This window comes from Kitasatospora sp. NPDC059722 (assembly GCF_042733235.1).
Taxonomy (GTDB): Bacteria; Actinomycetota; Actinomycetes; order Streptomycetales; family Streptomycetaceae; genus Kitasatospora.
The window spans coordinates 163186-180307 of sequence record NZ_JBHWGD010000003.1 but is presented as its reverse complement, the minus strand read 5'-3'; the positions used below and the strand labels follow the sequence as shown (position 1 = coordinate 180307).

Annotated in this window: 17 protein-coding genes and 3 tRNA genes; 7 read left to right on the top strand and 13 right to left on the bottom strand. The window is 73.8% G+C overall.

The annotated features are described in order from the left end of the window. Window positions 1–43 precede the first annotated feature (43 nt). Window positions 44–538 carry a DUF3145 domain-containing protein gene (locus ACFV4F_RS03170; RefSeq protein ID WP_359969683.1) on the bottom strand — a complete coding sequence of 165 codons (495 nt, stop codon included), beginning with the start codon at window positions 536–538 and terminating at the stop codon, window positions 44–46. A 352-nt stretch (window positions 539–890) separates the two neighbouring features. Continuing rightward, window positions 891–1916 (bottom strand): NADP-dependent oxidoreductase, encoded by a 1026-nt coding sequence (locus ACFV4F_RS03165; protein WP_380500214.1) that lies wholly within the window; start codon window positions 1914–1916, stop codon window positions 891–893. A 121-nt stretch (window positions 1917–2037) separates the two neighbouring features. Here ACFV4F_RS03165 and ACFV4F_RS03160 point away from each other — a divergent pair, with 121 nt between their 5' ends. Together ACFV4F_RS03160 and ACFV4F_RS03155 are read left to right on the top strand one after the other, a co-directional pair. Further along, complete coding sequence (locus tag ACFV4F_RS03160) at window positions 2038–2505, top strand: MarR family transcriptional regulator (protein WP_329931053.1); 468 nt, start codon at window positions 2038–2040, stop codon at window positions 2503–2505. 119 nt (window positions 2506–2624) lie between these two features. Further along, the gene (locus ACFV4F_RS03155) at window positions 2625–4115 is read left to right on the top strand and encodes an LCP family protein (RefSeq protein WP_380445349.1); all 1491 of its coding nucleotides are present in this window, start codon (window positions 2625–2627) and stop codon (window positions 4113–4115) included. 15 nt (window positions 4116–4130) lie between these two features. Here the strand turns inward: ACFV4F_RS03155 and ACFV4F_RS03150 are convergent, their stop codons facing one another. The 9 genes from ACFV4F_RS03150 to ACFV4F_RS03110 form a co-directional block, all read right to left on the bottom strand. After that, the gene (locus ACFV4F_RS03150; RefSeq protein WP_380500213.1) at window positions 4131–5048 is read right to left on the bottom strand and encodes a 1-aminocyclopropane-1-carboxylate deaminase/D-cysteine desulfhydrase; all 918 of its coding nucleotides are present in this window, start codon (window positions 5046–5048) and stop codon (window positions 4131–4133) included. 9 nt (window positions 5049–5057) lie between these two features. After that, on the bottom strand, window positions 5058–5705 hold the full coding sequence (locus tag ACFV4F_RS03145; RefSeq protein WP_380445347.1) for a response regulator: 648 nt from the start codon (window positions 5703–5705) through the stop codon (window positions 5058–5060). Window positions 5706–5716: 11 nt separating this feature from the next. Continuing rightward, window positions 5717–7006 carry a sensor histidine kinase gene (locus ACFV4F_RS03140; RefSeq protein WP_380445352.1) on the bottom strand — a complete coding sequence of 430 codons (1290 nt, stop codon included), beginning with the start codon at window positions 7004–7006 and terminating at the stop codon, window positions 5717–5719. Then, window positions 7003–7752 carry an ABC transporter permease gene (locus ACFV4F_RS03135; protein ID WP_380500212.1) on the bottom strand — a complete coding sequence of 250 codons (750 nt, stop codon included), beginning with the start codon at window positions 7750–7752 and terminating at the stop codon, window positions 7003–7005. Before ACFV4F_RS03135 ends, ACFV4F_RS03140 begins: the two co-directional genes overlap by 4 nt. A 31-nt stretch (window positions 7753–7783) precedes the next feature. After that, the gene (locus ACFV4F_RS03130; RefSeq protein WP_380493417.1) at window positions 7784–8686 is read right to left on the bottom strand and encodes an ABC transporter ATP-binding protein; all 903 of its coding nucleotides are present in this window, start codon (window positions 8684–8686) and stop codon (window positions 7784–7786) included. Between the two features lie 242 nt (window positions 8687–8928). Beyond that, window positions 8929–9558, bottom strand: coding sequence for a GPP34 family phosphoprotein (locus ACFV4F_RS03125; RefSeq protein WP_380445344.1), 630 nt, complete (start codon window positions 9556–9558; stop codon window positions 8929–8931). Window positions 9559–9598: 40 nt separating this feature from the next. Continuing rightward, window positions 9599–9823: a hypothetical protein gene (locus tag ACFV4F_RS03120; RefSeq protein ID WP_380445343.1), complete on the bottom strand. Its 225-nt coding sequence runs from the start codon at window positions 9821–9823 to the stop codon at window positions 9599–9601. Between the two features lie 14 nt (window positions 9824–9837). Continuing rightward, a complete protein-coding gene (locus ACFV4F_RS03115; RefSeq protein WP_380445342.1) occupies window positions 9838–10797 on the bottom strand; it encodes an SPFH domain-containing protein in 960 nt (319 codons plus the stop codon). Window positions 10798–11068: 271 nt separating this feature from the next. Then, window positions 11069–11142 (bottom strand) — tRNA-Ile (locus ACFV4F_RS03110). A 197-nt stretch (window positions 11143–11339) separates the two neighbouring features. On the opposite strand from ACFV4F_RS03110, the gene ACFV4F_RS03105 reads away from it, so the two are divergent. Further along, on the top strand, window positions 11340–12200 hold the full coding sequence (locus tag ACFV4F_RS03105) for a hypothetical protein (RefSeq protein ID WP_380500248.1): 861 nt from the start codon (window positions 11340–11342) through the stop codon (window positions 12198–12200). A gap of 138 nt (window positions 12201–12338) precedes the next feature. Then, entirely contained in the window at window positions 12339–13085 is a 747-nt protein-coding gene (locus ACFV4F_RS03100; RefSeq protein ID WP_380445341.1) for a trypsin-like serine peptidase, read from the top strand. 119 nt (window positions 13086–13204) lie between these two features. On the opposite strand, the gene ACFV4F_RS03095 is transcribed toward ACFV4F_RS03100, so the two are convergent. After that, window positions 13205–13277, bottom strand: a tRNA-Asn gene (locus ACFV4F_RS03095). 62 nt (window positions 13278–13339) lie between these two features. After that, a tRNA-Asn gene (locus ACFV4F_RS03090) sits at window positions 13340–13412 on the bottom strand. A gap of 243 nt (window positions 13413–13655) precedes the next feature. Between ACFV4F_RS03090 and ACFV4F_RS03085 the strand changes: the two genes are divergently transcribed. The 3 genes from ACFV4F_RS03085 to ACFV4F_RS03075 all read left to right on the top strand — a co-directional run bounded on the left by ACFV4F_RS03085 (window position 13656) and on the right by ACFV4F_RS03075 (window position 17007). Further along, window positions 13656–13949, top strand: coding sequence for a hypothetical protein (locus tag ACFV4F_RS03085; RefSeq protein WP_380445340.1), 294 nt, complete (start codon window positions 13656–13658; stop codon window positions 13947–13949). Window positions 13950–14066: 117 nt separating this feature from the next. Further along, window positions 14067–15500: an FGGY family carbohydrate kinase gene (locus ACFV4F_RS03080; protein WP_380445339.1), complete on the top strand. Its 1434-nt coding sequence runs from the start codon at window positions 14067–14069 to the stop codon at window positions 15498–15500. Window positions 15501–15603: 103 nt separating this feature from the next. After that, window positions 15604–17007, top strand: coding sequence for a glutamate decarboxylase (locus ACFV4F_RS03075; protein WP_380500209.1), 1404 nt, complete (start codon window positions 15604–15606; stop codon window positions 17005–17007). Window positions 17008–17122 lie beyond the last annotated feature (115 nt).

Genomic DNA, 17122 nt, shown 5'->3' with positions numbered 1-17122 from the left:
GAGCGCCGGCCCCTTCCGTCGTTCCGGGGGTGCGTGCCGGAGGTCAGACCACCTGGTGCAGCCAGCGCACCGGCGCGCCCTCACCGGCGTACCGGAACGGCTCCAGCTCGTCGTCCCAGGGCTTGCCGAGCAGCCGGGAGATCTCGGCCTCCAGGTCGGCCCCCTCGCTGCGGGCGCGCAGCAGGACGGCGCGCAGCCGGTCCTCGGGGATCAGGATGTCCCCGTGGATGCCCGTGACGGCGTGGAAGATGCCGAGCGAGGGCGTGCTGCTGTAGCGCTCGCCCTCCGCCGTGGCGCAGGGCTCGCTGGTGACCTCGTACCGCATCAGCTGCCAGCCGCGCAGCGCGGAGGCGAGCTTCGAGGCCGTACCGGGCTCACCCTGCCAGGAGAGCTCGGCGCGCCAGTGTCCGGGTGCGACCGGCTGGCGGATCCAGTCCAGGCTCACCCGCACACCGAGCACTCCCGCGACGGCCCACTCGACGTGCGGGCACAGCGCGCGGGGCGCGGAGTGGATGTAGAGAACTCCACGTGTCGTCACCGGGACCTCCAGGCTGTGGACGAGGGTCGCCTTCCCCAGCTGCCTCGTGCCTGCAGTTGATCCACAGTTACCCACGTTTGCCGACATTAAGCCACTAAATTGAGCAAAACGGACAGGCTTTCGCTCAATGCTAGTCGAATCCTCAACGAGGTCTACCCCTCGGCCGGATCTCTCCCCCGAACGGCCCCATCGCCAGGCGGGACCACCGTACCGCGCCGCCCTGCACGATGGATGACGTGCTTTCGGATCCGGCCGGAATACGGTAGTGCGACGACCCTCCCTGCGCCGTGCATGCAAACCGCCCCGCGCGCCCGGGGCGGGCGGCGGGGCGGTCGGATTCCCTGATGACGGGTCAGGCGCCCAGGCGGACGACCATCTTGCCGGTGTTGGCGCCGCGCAGCAGGTCGATGAAGGCCTCCACCGCGTTCTCGAAGCCGTCCACCACGGTTTCGTCGGAACGGAGTTCACCGGCCGCGAGCCAGCCCGCGACCTCGCCGACGAACTGCGGCTGGAGCGCGGCGTGGTCGCCGACCAGCATGCCCTCCAGGCGCAGCCGCTTGCCGATCGCGAGCGCGAGGTTGCGCGGGGCGGCGGGCGCGGTGGTGTCGTTGTACTGGGCGATGGCGCCGCAGAGCACCGCGCGGCCGTGCACGCCGAGCGCGCCGATCGCGGCCTCCAGGTGGTCGCCACCGACGTTGTCGAAGTAGAGGTCGATGCCCTCCGGGGCGACCTTGGCGAGCTGCTCGGAGACCGGGCCGTCCTTGTAGTTGAAGGCGGCGTCGAAGCCGTACTCGTCCACCAGCTTGGCGACCTTCTCCGCGGAGCCGGCCGAGCCGACCACCAGGGAGGCGCCCTTGAGCCGGGCGATCTGGCCGACCAGCGAGCCGACCGCGCCGGCCGCGCCGGAGACGAAGACCTTGTCCCCCTCCTTGAGGGCGCCCACGGCGAGCAGGCCCGCGTAGGCGGTCAGGCCGGGCATGCCGAGCACGCCGAGGTAGGCGGAGAGCGGGGCGGCGGCGGCGTCGACCTTGACGGCGCGCTTGGCGTCGACGGTCGCGTACTCGCGCCAGCCGAGGCCGTGCAGCACGGCGTCGCCGGGGGCGAAGCCCTCGGCCTCCGAGGCGACGACGTAGCCGACGGCGCCGCCGTCCATGGCCTCGCCCAGCCGGAACGGCGGCAGGTAGGACTTCACGTCGTTCATCCGGCCGCGCATGTACGGGTCGACCGAGAGGAAGGCGTTGCGGACCAGGATCTCGCCCGGGCCGGGGGTGCGGACCGGGGCCTCGACGAGGGCGAAGTCGGCCGGGACCGGCCAGCCCTGCGGACGCGCGGCGAGGTGCCACTCACGGGCGGTGGTCGGCGCTGCCTGCTCTGCCATCGGATTGTTCCTTTGTTCCTGGGAGTGATCGGCGGTGTCTCACACATGAAATGTTGAGTGAATGAAGTAACGATGGACATGAAAGGTTCAGGTTGTCAACTTTTCAGGTAGACTGTGCCCCATGGAGACGCAGCCGACCGCGGCCGCCACGCCGCAGCAGCCCGACGAGATCACCCGCGAGGTCGTCGACCTCATGGCCAACCTGGTCGCGCTCTTCCACCGCGAGTACGAGGACGCCGCGGCCGCCCGGTCGCTCACCGGGGCCCAGGCCAAGGTGCTCGCCCTCCTGCGCCGGGGGCCGATGCCGATGCGGCAGATCGCCCAGACGCTCAGCTGTGAGCCGTCGAACATCACCGGCATCGTCGACCGCCTGGAGTCCCGCGGCTTCGTGACCAGAGAGGCCGACCGGCAGGACCGCCGGGTCAAGCTGGTCGCCGCCACCGACAGCGGCGCCGCCGCCTCCGAGGAGTTGCGCGAGTCGCTGAACTTCGCCCGCGAGCCGCTGGCCGCGCTCGGCCAGGACGAGCGGACGGTCCTGCGCGACCTGCTCCGACGGATGCTCACGGGCGCCTCCGGGCCCGGAGCGTGACCAGCATCACAGGCGCGGGCGCCGAACCCGGACCTTCACCGAGGTAACCGAACGCCTTCCCGAAACGTCTAATGTTCGAACACCGAACAGCAACAGACGAAGACGGGGGGACCGCGACGATGAGCAGCAGCTCGCCCAGGCGGCGTTTCCTGCGGACCGCCATCGGCCTGGCCGCCGTCCTGGTGCTGTCCGTCGTGGGGGCCGGGGCCTGGTTCTACCACCGGCTCGACCACAACATCACCACGTTCGACGCGGGCGGCGTCGCCACCGAGCGCCCGCCCGCGCCCGCCCCGGCGACGCCGGGCGCCCAGGTGCCGGTCAACGTCCTGCTGCTCGGCTCGGACACCCGGGACGACGGCAACGACGCGCTCGGCGGCGGCGACGAGGGCGTCGGCAACTCGGACACCGCGATCCTGGTGCACATATACGCGGACCACAAGCACGCCGTCGGCGTCTCGATACCCCGGGACACCCTGGTCACGATCCCGTCCTGCAAGCTGCAGGACGGCACCTGGACCAGGCCGCGCAACGACCAGATGTTCAACTCGGCCTTCAGCCTGGGCCAGTTCGCGCACGGCAACCCGGCCTGCACGCAGAACACCGTCGAGAGCCTCACCGGCCTGCGGATCGACCACACCGTCGTGGTCGACTTCAAGGGCGCGGCCGCGATGACCGAGGCCATCGGCGGCGTGGACGCCTGCGTGCCCAACGACGTCGACCAGTACGGCATCCACCTCAAGAAGGGCCTGCAGAAGCTCTCCGGGCAGTCCGCGGTGGACTACCTGAGGACGCGGCACGGCATCGGCGACGGCTCGGACATAGGCCGGATGAAGCGCCAGCAGGCCTTCCTCTCCTCGATGATCAAGAAGGTCCAGGCCCAGGGCTTCTCGCTGCCCACCCTGCTGCCGCTGGCCGACGCGGCCACCAAGTCGCTCACCGTGGACGAGGGCCTCGGCACCGCGATGAAGCTCGTGGACTTCGCCCGGTCCGTCCAGGACATCAAGCTCTCCGACGTCACCTTCGTCACCGCGCCCTGGCGCTTCGCCGGGGAGCGCGTCCGGCTGGTGCAGCCCGACGCGGACACCCTGTGGAAGCTGCTCAAGGAGGACCGCACCCTCGACGGTCAGGGCACCGCGGGCACGGGCGCGGCCACCGCGTCCGCGAGCGCCGGCGCGACGGCGTCCGCCTCCGCCGGGCCGCTCGCGCCCGAGCAGGCCGCGGCGCCGGTCGTCGTGGTCAACGGGGTCGGCACCTCGGGCCTGGCCGGCTCCGGCGCGGCGGCGCTCAAGGCGCGCGGCTTCACGAACGTCACGCTCGGCGCCAACGACCCCGGGCGGCAGACCACCCAGGTCTCCTACGACCCGGCGCTGAAGGCCGCCGCCGATCAGGTGGCCGCCCTCTTCCCGGGGGCCAAGGCCGTCGAGGAACCCGGCAGCGGGGCGGTCACCGTCACCCTCGGCCGCGACTACCAGCCGGCCGGCACCCAGATCAACGACCTGGGCGCGAGCCCGAGTCCGACCGCGACGGTGCCTGGCGGGATCCCGACGGGCATAGCGGAGAACGAGCGCAACGCCGACACCGACCCCTGCACGAACCTCACGTTCGGGTAGGACGCCGGGCAGGGCTCAGACCGGGTCCGGCAGGCCCGTGACGACGGCCGTCAGACGGGTGCCGCGGGGGAACTCCCCCTCGGCGGCCAGGTCGTGGAGGGCGGCCAGGAGCTTCGCGACGTACCGGCGCTCCAGCGCGACGCCGTGTCGGCGCTCGAACCGCTCGGCGAAGGCGGCGAGTTCGGGCCGGACCTTGCCGTAGCCGCCGCCGTGGTGGGCGTGGTCGATCCGCCAGTTGCCGAACTCCCGCCCGTACGCGGCCCGGTGGAGCCGCGCGACCTCGTCCTCCAGGTAACCCGCGCCGCCGCGCAGCACCGCCACGCCGAGCGCCCGGGCACCGGACGGCAGGCCCGCCGCGATCCCGGCCAGCGTGCCGCCGGTGCCGACCGGACAGCAGACGACGTCACGGGCGCCGAGGTCGGTCAGCTCGGCCGGGATCGCCGCCGCGCCGATCGCGGCGAGCGCGTTGGAACCGCCCTCGGGGAGCACCAGGCACGGGCCCCACCGCCGTTGCAGCGCCGCCCGGCCCTCCGCATCGGCGGAGCCACTGCGGCCGGTCGCCTCGCGGTACTCCGTGCGGGACAGGAAGGCGAGCTCCATCCCGGCCGCCTCGGCCGCCCGCAGCGACCAGTTGCGCGGCCGGCCGGCCAGCTCGTCGCCGCGGACGAGTCCGACGCTCTCCAGCCCCAGCGCCGCGGCGGCCACCGCGACCGCGCGCAGGTGCGTGGAGTACGCGCCGCCGAAGGTGAGCAGCCGGGTGTGGCCCTGCTCGAGCGCCGCCGCCAGGTTGGGCCCGAGCTTGCGCCACTTGTTGCCGGGGACGGCCGGGTGCAGGAGGTCGTCCCGCTTGAGCCGGAGCTCGACCCCGGCCCGGGCGAGCGCCTCGTCGGTGCAGTCCACCAGCGGGGTCGGCAGCAGAGCGGGTTCGAGCACCGTCCCAGGTTACCGAGGCGGCGTCGGCGTCAGCAGGCCCAGGTTGTAGCCGGCGGCGACGGCGGACGCGCGGTCCTTGACGTCGAGCTTCGTGTAGATGTGGATGAGGTGGGTCTTCACCGTCGCCTCGCTGATGAACAGCCGGGCCGCGGCCTCCCGGTTGGTCGCGCCGGAGGCGACCAGCTCCAGCACCTCCACCTCGCGCGGACTGAGCGCCTCCCGGACCGGCTCGCGGACCTGGCCGAGCAGTTTGGCGGCGACCGTCGGCGCGATCACCGAGGCGCCGCGGGCGGCCTCCCGGACGGCGTGGAAGAGCTCCTCGCGGGCCGCGTCCTTGAGCAGGTAGCCGGTGGCGCCGGCCCGGACGGCGGGCAGCACGTCCGCGTCGGTGTCGTACGTCGTGAGCACCAGCACCCGGCTGGTCAGGCCGCGCTCGGCCATCGTGCGGATCGTCGTGACGCCGTCCATCCGCGGCATCCGCAGGTCCATCAGCACGACGTCCGGGAGCAGCGCGGCGATCAGCGGCAGCGCCTCCGCGCCGTCGCCGGCCTCGCCGACCACCTCGAAGCCGGGGGCGGCGGTGAACATGCCGCGCAGCCCGTCCCTGACCACCGGGTGGTCGTCGACCAGCAGCAGCCTGATCGGTGCCTCGTTCACGAAGGTCCCCCTCATTCCTCGATGCCGATCGCCGGCAGGGTCGCGGTCACCGTGGTGCCGGCGCCCGGTTCGGTCTCCAGGTCGAGCCGGCCCGCGAGGCGCTCGGCGCGGCGGCGCATCACGGCGAGACCGTAGCCGCCGCCGGTGGCCCGGGAGGCCGGTTCGGCGGCCGGGTCGAAGCCGACGCCGTCGTCCCGGACGTCCAGGGTGACGAGGCCGGGCATGTAGGAGAGCGTCAGTCCGACCCGGCCCGCCCGCGCGTACTTGGCGGCGTTGGCGAGCGACTCCTGGGCGATCCGCAGCAGCGTCACCTCGACCTCGGGGTGCAGCGGGCGGGCCTCGCCGGTGACGGTCAGCCCGGCGGTCGTGCCGTTGCGCTCCTGCCACTGCTCGGCGAGCTCGGCCAGCGCCTCCGGCAGGGCGGCGCGCTCCAGTTCCAGCGGGCGCAGCGCGTGGACGGCCCGGCGGGCCTGGGTGAGGCTCTCGCGGGCGAGGCCGGCCGCGTTGTCGAGGTGGCGGCGCCACTGCTCGACCGGGGTGTCCTGCTCGCGGGCCAGGTCGGCGGCCTGGAGCTGGGTGACGATGCCGGCCAGGCCCTGGGCGACGGTGTCGTGCAGTTCGCGGGCGAGCCGGCGGCGCTCGTCGGCGGCCCCGGCCTCGCGGGCCTGGACCAGGAGCTGGGCGTGCAGTCCGGCGTTCTCGGCGAGCATCTCGGTCAGCAGCCGGTTGGCCTCGGCGAGTTCGGCGTTGGCGGCCTTGCGGCGCAGGCTCAGCCGGTCGGTGACCTCGCTGAGCGCGAGGATCACGCCGACGACCACCAGGTTGAAGGCCATGACCGCGAGGAGCCCGCCGACCTGGGCGGCGCCGGCGGGCAGCACCCCGCCGGTCTGGGAGAGCGCGCTCGGCACGGTGGTGGCCGCCGCGCCGGCGATCCGGGCCCGGCCGCGCAGGTACCGGGCGGCGTGCAGGTAGCCGGTGAAGGCGAAGAACCCGAAGTACGGGTTGTCCAGCACCAGGACGGTGATCAGCACCAGCAGGACGGCGAAGTGGGCACCGGCCCAGCGGGCGCGCCCGTCCGGGAGCGGCCGGCGGTCGAGGGCGGAGCGCAGCACCAGCCACAGGAACGCGGCGGCCGCCGCCGGGAGGGTGGCGGCGGCGGAGCGCGCGGTCGGGACCGGGACCAGGAGGGCCAGCGCGAGGGCGATCAGCAGGGCGACGTAGCACAGCGGGCCGATCAGCCGGTCCAGGCGGTGCTGCCAGTCGCCGAGGGTGTTCTCGTCCGCGGCCGGCTCCTTGATCATTCCCACCGGAACAGCTTGGCAGCGGCGGCGCCCGCGAGCACCGCGTACGCGGCGAGTGTGAGCAGGCCCACGGCGTGCGGGAAGTTTCCGTTCCAGGAGTCCTGGAGGGCCTGGACGGCGGCGCCGCTCGGGGTGAAGTCGCCGATCCGGTCGAGCAGCGCGGGCGACATGTCGCGGGGCAGCCAGATCCCGGAGAAGAACATCATCGGGAAGAAGGCGAGGGCGCCGACCGCGTTGCCGGCCTTGGCCGAGGGGACGAACGAGGCGATCAGCAGGCCGACCGACATCATCGCGGCGGCGGCGAGCACGAAGGCCAGCAGGAAGCCCAGCGGCTGGCGCGGCAGCGGCACCCCGAGGGCCAGCCCGCCGAGGACGACCAGCAGCACCGAGACGGTCGCGATGGCGACGTACATCGGCACGAGCGCGCCGAACAGCAGCCCCGGGCGGACCGGGCTGGCCGACATCCGGCGCAGCACGCCGCGCTCGCGGTAGGCGGAGAGCAGCGACGGCAGGCCGTTGAGGCCGAGCAGCAGCAGGGTGAAGACGGCCAGGATCGGCGCGTACAGCTGGATGGTGCTCATGCCGTGCAGGTCGGGCGAGGTGCGGCGCAGGGCCGGGATGCAGCCGAGGACGACCAGCAGCAGGACCGGGAAGGCCAGGCTGAAGAACGCGGTCAGCGGGTCGCGGAGGAACAGGCGGGCCTCGACGGTGGCCAGGCGGCGGACGGCGTGGACGGTGTGGTTCATGGCGGTGGGTCCGTTTCTGGAGTGCGGTGGCTCAGGCGTGGTGGCGGGTGAGGGCGAGGTAGGCGTCGTCGAGGCTGTGCTCGCGGATCCGCAGGCCGGTGACGACGATGCCCTCGCGGGCGAGCAGGCCGGTCACCTCGTCGGCGAAGTCCCCGGTGCCGGTGACCTCGATCCGGCCGTCCCGCTCCTCGACGGCGGTGACCCCGGGCAGGGCGGCCAGCCGGGCGGTGTCCAGCGGCGCGGTGGGACGGAAGCCCAGGGTGCCGCCGGTGCCGGAGCGGGCGACCAGCTCGGCCGGGGTGCCGGCGGCGACGATCCGCCCGCCGTCCAGGACGGCGGCCCGGTCGCAGAGCGCCTCGACCTCGTCCATGAAGTGCGAGACCAGCACCACCGTCACGCCGTTGTCGCGGATCCGGCGGACCAGCTCCCAGGTGTCCCGGCGGCCCTGCGGGTCGAGCGCGGTGGTCAGCTCGTCCAGGAACGCCACCTCCGGGTCGCCGACCAGCGCGAGGGCGATGAACAGCCGCTGGCGCTGGCCGCCGGAGAGCTTGTCGAAGGGCGTCCGGACCTCGCCGGCCAGCCCCCACTCGTCGAGCAGCTCGCGCGGCTCCCGCGGCTTCGGGTAGAGGGCGGCGTACAGCTCCAGCGCCTCGCCGACCCGCAGCGCGCCCTGCAGCTGGGCCTGCTGGAGCTGGATGCCGATCCGGGGGCGCAGCCTGTGCGCGTCGCGGACCGGGTCCAGGCCGAGCACCCGGACGGTCCCGGAGTCGGCCCGGCGCAGGCCCTCGCAGCACTCGACGGCGGTGGTCTTGCCGGCGCCGTTCGGGCCCAGCAGGCCGAACACCTCGCCGCGCTCCACGGTGAAGGACACGTCCTCCAGCACCTGGCGCCGCCCGTACGCCTTCCGCAGGCCCGCCACCTCGATCACGGCCATCGTGCCGCTCCCTCCCGTTCGTCCCGGGCGCTCCCCGGCTCACAACGAGCTTCCCGCGCGGGGGCCTTGCGGCGGATCGACCAGCCGGTCCTATCGCTCGGACGATGCGGTGGAGCGCCGATCAACCGATCGGTGGATGGCGGGTGGCGGCGCCGGGGGCGGACAGCACGGAGCCCGGCCGCCGGATCGGCGGCCGGGCTCACGGTCGAGCGGTCGTGCGGTCGTGCGGTCGTGCGGTCGGGTCAGCCCGCCCCGCCGTCCGAGTTCTGGGCGTCTACCGCGCGGCGCAGGGCGCGCCGGATGGGGCCGGTGACGGGGGCCAGCTTGTCGATCCTGGCCCGGAACTCGCGGCGCCGGCGCCACGTCAGGACCGAGCCCAGCCGGGCGCCGTCGGCCAGCGCGACCAGGGCGGCGTCGGCCCGGTCGACCCGGCTGAGCGGGCCCTTCAGCGCCGACGTGATGCCCGAGGCCAACGCCTTGTGCACCCGGGGCTCCGGCAGGGTGACCCGGGCGACCGGGAAGATCCCGAGGACCCGGCGCTTCTCGACCCGGATCCGGCCGTCGGCGGCGAGCCCGTCGCGAACCATGTGCGACGGAAATCCCTGGCGCCCGATCCAGCTCTTCCAGCTGCGCCGGCGTCCCTGGCGAATCTGCTCCAGCAGCCGGGCGGACAGCGGGTCGAGGCCGTCGGCCGCGCCGTCGACGCCGACCGGGTGCCGGCCGTCGTCGCGGATCAGCCCGCGGTGGAGGAGTTCGGTGAGCGCCGCCGCCCGCAGGGCCGGGTCGAGGTTCAGGGTGCCGGTGTGCCGCCCGCGCTCGGGGTCGTAGGCCAGCAGGTACAGCTTCTCCGGGAGGGTGGTGGGCACGTCCATCGTGGGCTCCAGGCTGGGGACGGGTGGGTGGGCCGCCCGGTCAGTCGGCGTCGGGGCCGTCCTCCGGGCTCTCCTTGGGCGGTCGGCCGCGCCGGGGAAGCGTCGCCGCACCGCTGGGCATCCGCCCCGCGTCGGTGAGGGCGCGGCGGAGCAGGAACTCGATCTGTGCATTCGCGCTGCGCAGTTCGTCCGCCGCCCACCGGGCCAGCGCGTCGTGCACCGCCGGGTCCAGGCGCAGCAGGATCTTCTTCCGCTCGGTCGCCAACGCCGCGCCGCTCCTTACTGGTAGAGGGAGCCCGTGTTCACGACCGGCTGGGTGCCGCGGTCTCCGCAGAGCACCACGAGGAGGTTGCTCACCATGGCCGCCTTGCGCTCCTCGTCCAGTTCGACGACGTCGCGCTCGGCCAGCCGGTCCAGGGCCTCCTCGACCATACCGACGGCGCCCTCGACGATCAGCCTGCGCGCGGCCACCACGGCCCCGGCCTGCTGGCGCTGCAGCATCACCTGGGCGACCTCGGGCGCGTACGCGAGCCGGGTGATCCGGGACTCGACGACCCGCACGCCGGCCGACACGACCCGGGCGCCGATCTCGGCGGAGAGCTTGCGGGTGATCTCCTCGGCGCCGTCGCGCAGCGACAACTCGCCCTCGCGGTGGGCGTCGTAGGGGTAGCTGCCGGCGATGTGCCGGACGGCGGTCTCGGTCTGGATGGCGACGAAGTCGGTGTAGTCGTCGACCTCGAACACGGCCTTGGCGGTGTCCTCGACCTGCCAGACCACGACGGCGGCCATCTCGATCGGGTTGCCGTCGGCGTCGTTGACCTTGCTGGTCTCGGTCTCGTGGTTGCGGATCCGGGTGGAGATCCGGCGACGGCTGGTGAAGGGGTTCACCCAGCTCAGGCCCTCGGTGCGGATGGTGCCGCGGTAGTCGCCGAGCAGCTGGACCACCCGGGCCTCGCCGGGCGAGACCACGGTCAGGCCGGCCAGCACCACCAGCGAGGCCAGCGCGAGCACCGGCCCGGCGACCACCAGGGCGGTGCCGAGGCCCTTGGTTCCGCCGGCGATCTGCACGCCGCCGACGATGACCAGGGCGGCGCCCGCGACCAGCCCGAGCAGGCCGGCCCCGAGGACCGGCAGGCCGGCGCGGGGGGTGATGAGGCGTTCGGTGATCTTGGGGACCGGCAGGTCCAGGACGGGGCCGTCTTCGTCGTCGACGTCGACGGGGATGCGCGGTGTGGTCATGGGACCGGCTCCTCCAGCGAGTGATTCCGCCTAGCAATCAAAGTGATATCACTTTTCGCGCAAGCGGGCCAGGGGCCGGAACGGAACGACGGGAGGTGGCGGCCGAGAGACCGCAAACGCGCTGCTCAGGCGCCCGGAACGTCAGCGGAACGTTCCCGGGCCCTTACCGAGCGGGTGAACTTCGGCGTGTAATCACCGCCGGACGGTCGCCGTTCGCCTACAGTTCTCGCAGGTCAGCGACCCCGCGGCCCGATGGGCCGGTCGATCTGGGTGGGGCGGGTGGGACTCGAACCCACGACCAAGGGATTATGAGTCCCCTGCTCTAACCGGCTGAGCTACCGCCCCGGTTCGCCGCGCGCGCCGGTCGTCGGCCACGGCAGCAGCAGACGGCCCCGAAAGGCCGTCCCGGGCAGCATAGCCGGTCGATCACCCGCGGTGCGCGCCGGGGGCGCACATGGGGTGCGCAGGCGTGCACGCGGTTTCCGTGCGGACCAGTCCGGTTGGCACCTGCGGCGGCGGGCGGGCAGCCTGAGCGGGTGACGATGCGTGAGGCGGGAGTGGCGGCGGGCACCGTGCTGGTGCTGCTGGCGGCGGCCGGCTGCACCACGGCGGCCCGGCCCGGCGCCGGCACCCCGACCGTCACCTCGGCCCCGGCCTCGCCCGGCGCCTCGTCCGCCACGTCGGACGGCGCCCACGGCTGGAGCCGCCAGCGCCTCAAGGGCGCGATCGGCAAGCACACCGGGATCACCCGCACCGCCCGGCCCACCGTGCTCAACGGCCTGGTCGGCGCCGTCTTCACCCGCAACGCGGACGGCGACCACTTCTGCACCGCCAGCGTGGTCGACAGCGCCGGCCAGAACCTCGTCGTCACCGCCGCGCACTGCGTCTGGGACCCGAAGCTCGGCCAGCGCAGCGACCTGGTCTTCGTGCCCGGCTACCGCAACGGCGACACCCCGAGCGGCATCTGGCCGCTGGTGGCCGTCACCGTCGACGACGGCTGGAAGGACCACGCCGACCCGGACGTCGACGTCGCCTTCGCCGTCGTCGGGGCCCAGAACGGGCAGCAGGTGCAGCAGGTGCTCGGCGCCAACAAACTGGGCGTCGACCTCGGCTACCAGCTCCCCGTGCGGGTCACCGGCTACCCCGGGACCAGCGACGTCCCGATCACCTGCGCCAACAACACCGTCGAACAGAGCCCCACCCAGCTACGGATCGACTGCCCCGACTACACCGGCGGCACCAGCGGCAGCCCGTGGGTCACCGACTTCGACCCGAGCACCAGGACCGGCACGGTGGTCGGCGTGATCGGCGGCTACCAGGAGGGCGGCGACAACCCCGACATCTCGTACACCAGCTACTTCGGGGACCGCGTCCAGGCGCTCTACGACCGCGCGACCCAGTAGCCGGGCGGGTCCGGGCGCCCCGTCGCGGTGTGATCGAACGACCGGCAGTGGCGCTGCCGCGCGCGGCCTGGTAGATCTTCCTCACGAACGGCGGATCGAAGGACCCGCACCCGCCCCGAGGAACGAGACGGAGCCCCGATGGCCCCCCGCCCGGCACGGCCCGCGCGCGCCGCACGGACGGCCGCGCTGACGGCCCTGCTGCTCGCCGCCGGCACCGCCTGCGCCGGGACGGACCAGGCGCCCACCGCCGAGGTCGCGCAGCAGAGCGCGGCCCGCGACCGCATCGGCACCCTCTCGGTCCGCACCCCGCAGGGCCCGCGGGCCTGCACGGCCAGCGTCGTCCAGAGCCCCGGGCACAACCTGCTGGTGACCGCCGCGCACTGCGTGCACAACCGCAGGGTCGGCCTGCTGGACGGCCTGGTGTTCACCCCGGGCTACCGCAACGGATACTCCCCCTACGGGAGTTGGCCGGTGCAGTCGATCACCGTCGACCCCCGCTGGGCGGACGACGACGATCCCGAGTACGACGTGGCGTTCATCACCGTCCGCCCGGTCGACGGCCGGGAGGTCGAGGACGCCGTCGGCGGCAACCGGCTCGCCACCGGCCAGGGCTTCGGGCTGGACGTGTCGGTCACCGGCTACCCCAACGAGCGCGACGAGCCGATCACCTGCTCGGTCCGGACCCGCTCGCAGAGCCCCACCCAGGAGCGCTTCGACTGCGGCGGCTACACCGACGGCACCAGCGGCAGCCCGTGGGTCACCCCCGGCGGGACGGTCGTCGGCGTCATCGGCGGCTACGAGGAGGGCGGGGACACCCCCGGCACGTCGTACAGCATCACCTTCGACGGCCGGGTCTCCGACCTGTACCAGCAGGCGACCGCCTGACGGCCCGGGGGTGACGGAGCCCGGTGTGACGGAGGCGACACGGGGGCGGGAAACACGAAGGCCCCCCGGTCGTCCGAGGGGCCTTCGCTCTGAGCAGTCACCGGGCGCACCCGGTGCAGCTCCCGCATTTGGACTCGAACCAAAAACCTGCCGGTTAACAGCCGGCTGCTCTGCCAATTGAGCTATGCGGGATCGCGGTACACAACTGCCGTACCACGGACGGAAGAACGGACCCCGAGGGACCGCTTCCGGAGCTCCCCCAATTGGACTCGAACCAATAACCTGCCGATTAACAGTCGGCTGCTCTGCCAATTGAGCTATGGGGGATCGGCTTCCGCTCCGGCCCCCGGTTCCCCGGGCTCCTCGGCGTTCGCTGCGGGACATACATTAGCGCACTCGGGGGGGTGGTCCGCCAATCGCTTTCCCCCGCCGCCCCGGAGCCCCGTGCGGCGTGCCCCGCGCGCGCCGGGCGCACCCCCCGGGGATGCTGGGGACGCGGACGGTTCGCCGTCCCGACGGACGGGTAGGGCAATGCGGCAGAAGGCCGCCAGGAGAGGGTGGAATCCGATCATGTGGAAGCTGTCGTTGGCCGTCGGACTCGCGGCCGGCTACGTCCTTGGCTCCCGGGCCGGGCGCCAACGCTACGACCAGATCGCCAAGGTCACCCGGCAGATCGCCCGGAGCCCCAAGGTCCAGGGCGCGACGGACCGGGCCAGGCAGCAGGCCGGCGCGGTGGCCGGGAAGGCCGCCGGCGCGGTCGCGGACCGGGTCGGCGACCACCTGCCGGCCGCCGTGACCGACCGGGTGCCGTACTTCAACCGGGCCCGCCCGGAGGACGACGGCTGGGGTACCTTCCGGCCGTGACACCCCGGTGAAGCCCCGGGTGTCCGGGGGGCCGAAGACAGGCCCCCCGGGTACCGAACGGGCAAAGGCCTCCCCGGTCCGGACGCGTCCCGGGCCGGGCTGAGGCATGATCTCGACATGGCCATCGTCGCGGGGATAGACAGCTCGACCAGTCGCACCCGGATCGTCGCGTGCGACGCCGAGACCGGTGCCGTGCTGCGCTCCGGGAAGGCTCCGCACCCCGTCCCCGAGGGCACCGAGACCCGGGCCGGCGAGGCCGACCCGCAGGTCTGGCTGCACTCCCTCGGCGACGCGGCCGCCGGCGGCCTGCTGGAGGGCGTCCGCGCGATCGGAGTCAGCGCGCAGCAGCACGGCATGATCGGCCTCGACGCGGGCGGCGTGCTGGTGCGGCCCGCGATCCTCTGGCACGACCCGCGCTCCAGCGGGGCCGCCGCCAAGCTGCTCGACGCCCTCGGCGGCCCGGCCGCCTGGACGGCCGCGATCGGCGCCGTCCCCGGGCCGACGTACACCATCGCCAAGCTGCGCTGGCTGGCCGAGTTCGAGCCCGCCAACGCCCGCCGGGTGGCCGAGGTGCTGCTGCCGCACGACTGGCTGGTCTCCCAGCTGCTCGGCAGCCCCAAGCGCCGCACCACCGACCGGGGCGACGCCTCCGGCACCGGCTACTGGTCCCCGATCACCGGCGAGTACCGGCAGGACCTGGTGAAGCTCGCGCTCGGCCACGAACTGAAGCTGCCCGACGTCCTCGGCCCCGCCGAGCCCGCCGGGCACACCCCCGAGGGCCTGCTGATCTCGGCCGGCACCGGCGACAACATGGCCGCAGCGCTCGGCCTCGGCCTGCGCCCCGGCGACGCGGTGGTCTCGCTGGGCAGCGCCGGGACGATCTTCGCGGTGCACGACCGGGCCGTCGTGGACGCCACCGGGCTGGTCTCCTCCTTCGCCGACGCCACCGGCCACCACCTGCCGATGGTCGCCACCCTGAACGCCGCCCAGGTCCTCCGCTCCACCGCCGCCCTGCTCGGCCAGGACCTCGACGGGCTGAGCGACCTCGCCCTGCACTCCTCCCCCGGCGCGTACGGCCTCGTCCTGCTGCCCTACCTGGACGGCGAGCGGACCCCCGCCCTGCCGCACGCGGCCGGCACCCTGTCCGGCCTGCGGGCCGAGTCGATGGCCCCGCAGCACCTGGCCCGGGCCGCCGTCGAGGGCATGCTCTGCAACATCGCGGACGCCCTGGACGTCCTGCGCGCCCAGGGCGTGGGGATCAAGCGGGTGTTCCTGCTCGGCACCGCCGGGCGGCTGCCCGCCGTCCGGCACGTGGCCCCGCTGGTGTTCGGCGTCCCCGTCGTGATCCCCCCGCCGGGCGCCCACGCCGCCCGCGGGGCCGCCCGGCAGGCCGCCTGGGCGTTGGCCGGCACGCCCGGGCCGCCGCAGTGGGAGCTCGCCGGGGCCGAGACCGTCGAGCCCGAGGGCGACCAGGACCTGGCGATCGGCTCCGCGGTGCTGCGCCAGTACCGGGCCGCCCGGGAGCGGATCCACCCGGAGACGGCCGCCTGAGCCGTCCGGCTCCGCGGATCCGCCCGATGAAGGTGCGTCAGCCCGCCCCCGGTGGCAGCGTGGGACGGGACACGGCCACCCGAGCGAAGGGCGACAGGCACCCATGGCGCTGCACAAGGGGGCCGGCGACGACCGCCGGCTGAGCATCAGCCCGTTCGTGGCCACCGCCGACCCGCTCGGCGCGATGGAGCTGGCGCCGCCGCTGCACCGCCTCGGCGACGGCCCCGTCCCGGCCGACACCGCCTACCAGCTGATCCACGACGAGCTGATGCTGGACGGCAACGCCAGGCTCAACCTGGCCACCTTCGTCACCACCTCGATGGAGGTGCAGGCCACCCGGCTGATGACCGAGTGCCTGGACAAGAACATGATCGACAAGGACGAGTACCCGCAGACCGCCGAACTGGAGCGGCGCTGCGTGGCGATCCTCGCCGACCTGTGGCACGCCCCCGACCCGGACGCCGCCGTCGGCTGCTCCACCACCGGCTCCAGCGAGGCCTGCATGCTGGCCGGCCTCGCGCTCAAGCGCCGCTGGATGCACCGCAACGCCGAGCGCTACGCGGCCGGGGCCCGGCCCAACCTGGTGATGGGCGTCAACGTCCAGGTGTGCTGGGAGAAGTTCTGCACCTTCTGGGAGGTCGAGGCGCGCACCGCCCCGATGGAGGGCGGGCGCTTCCACCTCGACGCCCTGCGCGCGGTCGAGCTGTGCGACGAGGACACCATCGGCGTCGTCGGCGTCCTCGGCTCCACCTTCGACGGCTCCTACGAGCCGGTCGCCGAGATCTGCGCGGCCCTGGACGAGCTCCAGCGGCGCACCGGCCTCGACGTCCCGGTGCACGTGGACGGCGCCTCCGGCGGCATGGTGGCGCCCTTCCTCGACCCCGACCTGGTGTGGGACTTCCGGCTGCCCAGGGTCGCCTCGATCAACACCTCCGGCCACAAGTACGGGCTGGTCTACCCCGGCGTCGGCTGGGCGCTGTGGCGCGACCACGAGGCGCTGCCGCAGGAGCTGGTCTTCCGGGTCAACTACCTCGGCGGCGAGATGCCCACCTTCGCGCTCAACTTCTCCCGGCCCGGCGCCCAGGTGGTCGCGCAGTACTACACCTTCCTGCGGCTCGGCCGGGAGGGCTTCCGGGCCGTCCAGGGCGCGTCCCGGGAGGTCGCGACCTACCTGTCCGGGAGGATCGGCGAGCTCGACGGCTTCCGGCTGCTCACCCGCGGCGACGAGCTGCCGGTGTTCGCCGTCACCACGGACGACGGCGTCCCCTTCGACGTGTTCGACGTGTCCCGGCGCCTGCGCGAGCGCGGCTGGCAGGTGCCCGCGTACACGTTCCCGGCGAACCGGGAGGACCTGTCGGTGCTGCGGGTCGTGTGCCGCAACGGCTTCTCCCGCGACCTCGCCGACCTGCTGCTGGCCGACCTCGGCCGGTTGCTGCCCGAGCTGCGGCGCCAGCCCGTCCCGCTGAAGGAGCTCGGGGTGCCGGCCCGGACGGGGTTCCACCACTGAACCGTCCCCGCCGGACCTCCCAGTGAACGGCCACGACGGGGAGGGCGCCGGAGCGCCCTCCCCGTCGTGCGTCCCGGTACATCCGGGGCAGCCTCCCCCCGCGAGGCTGCCCCGG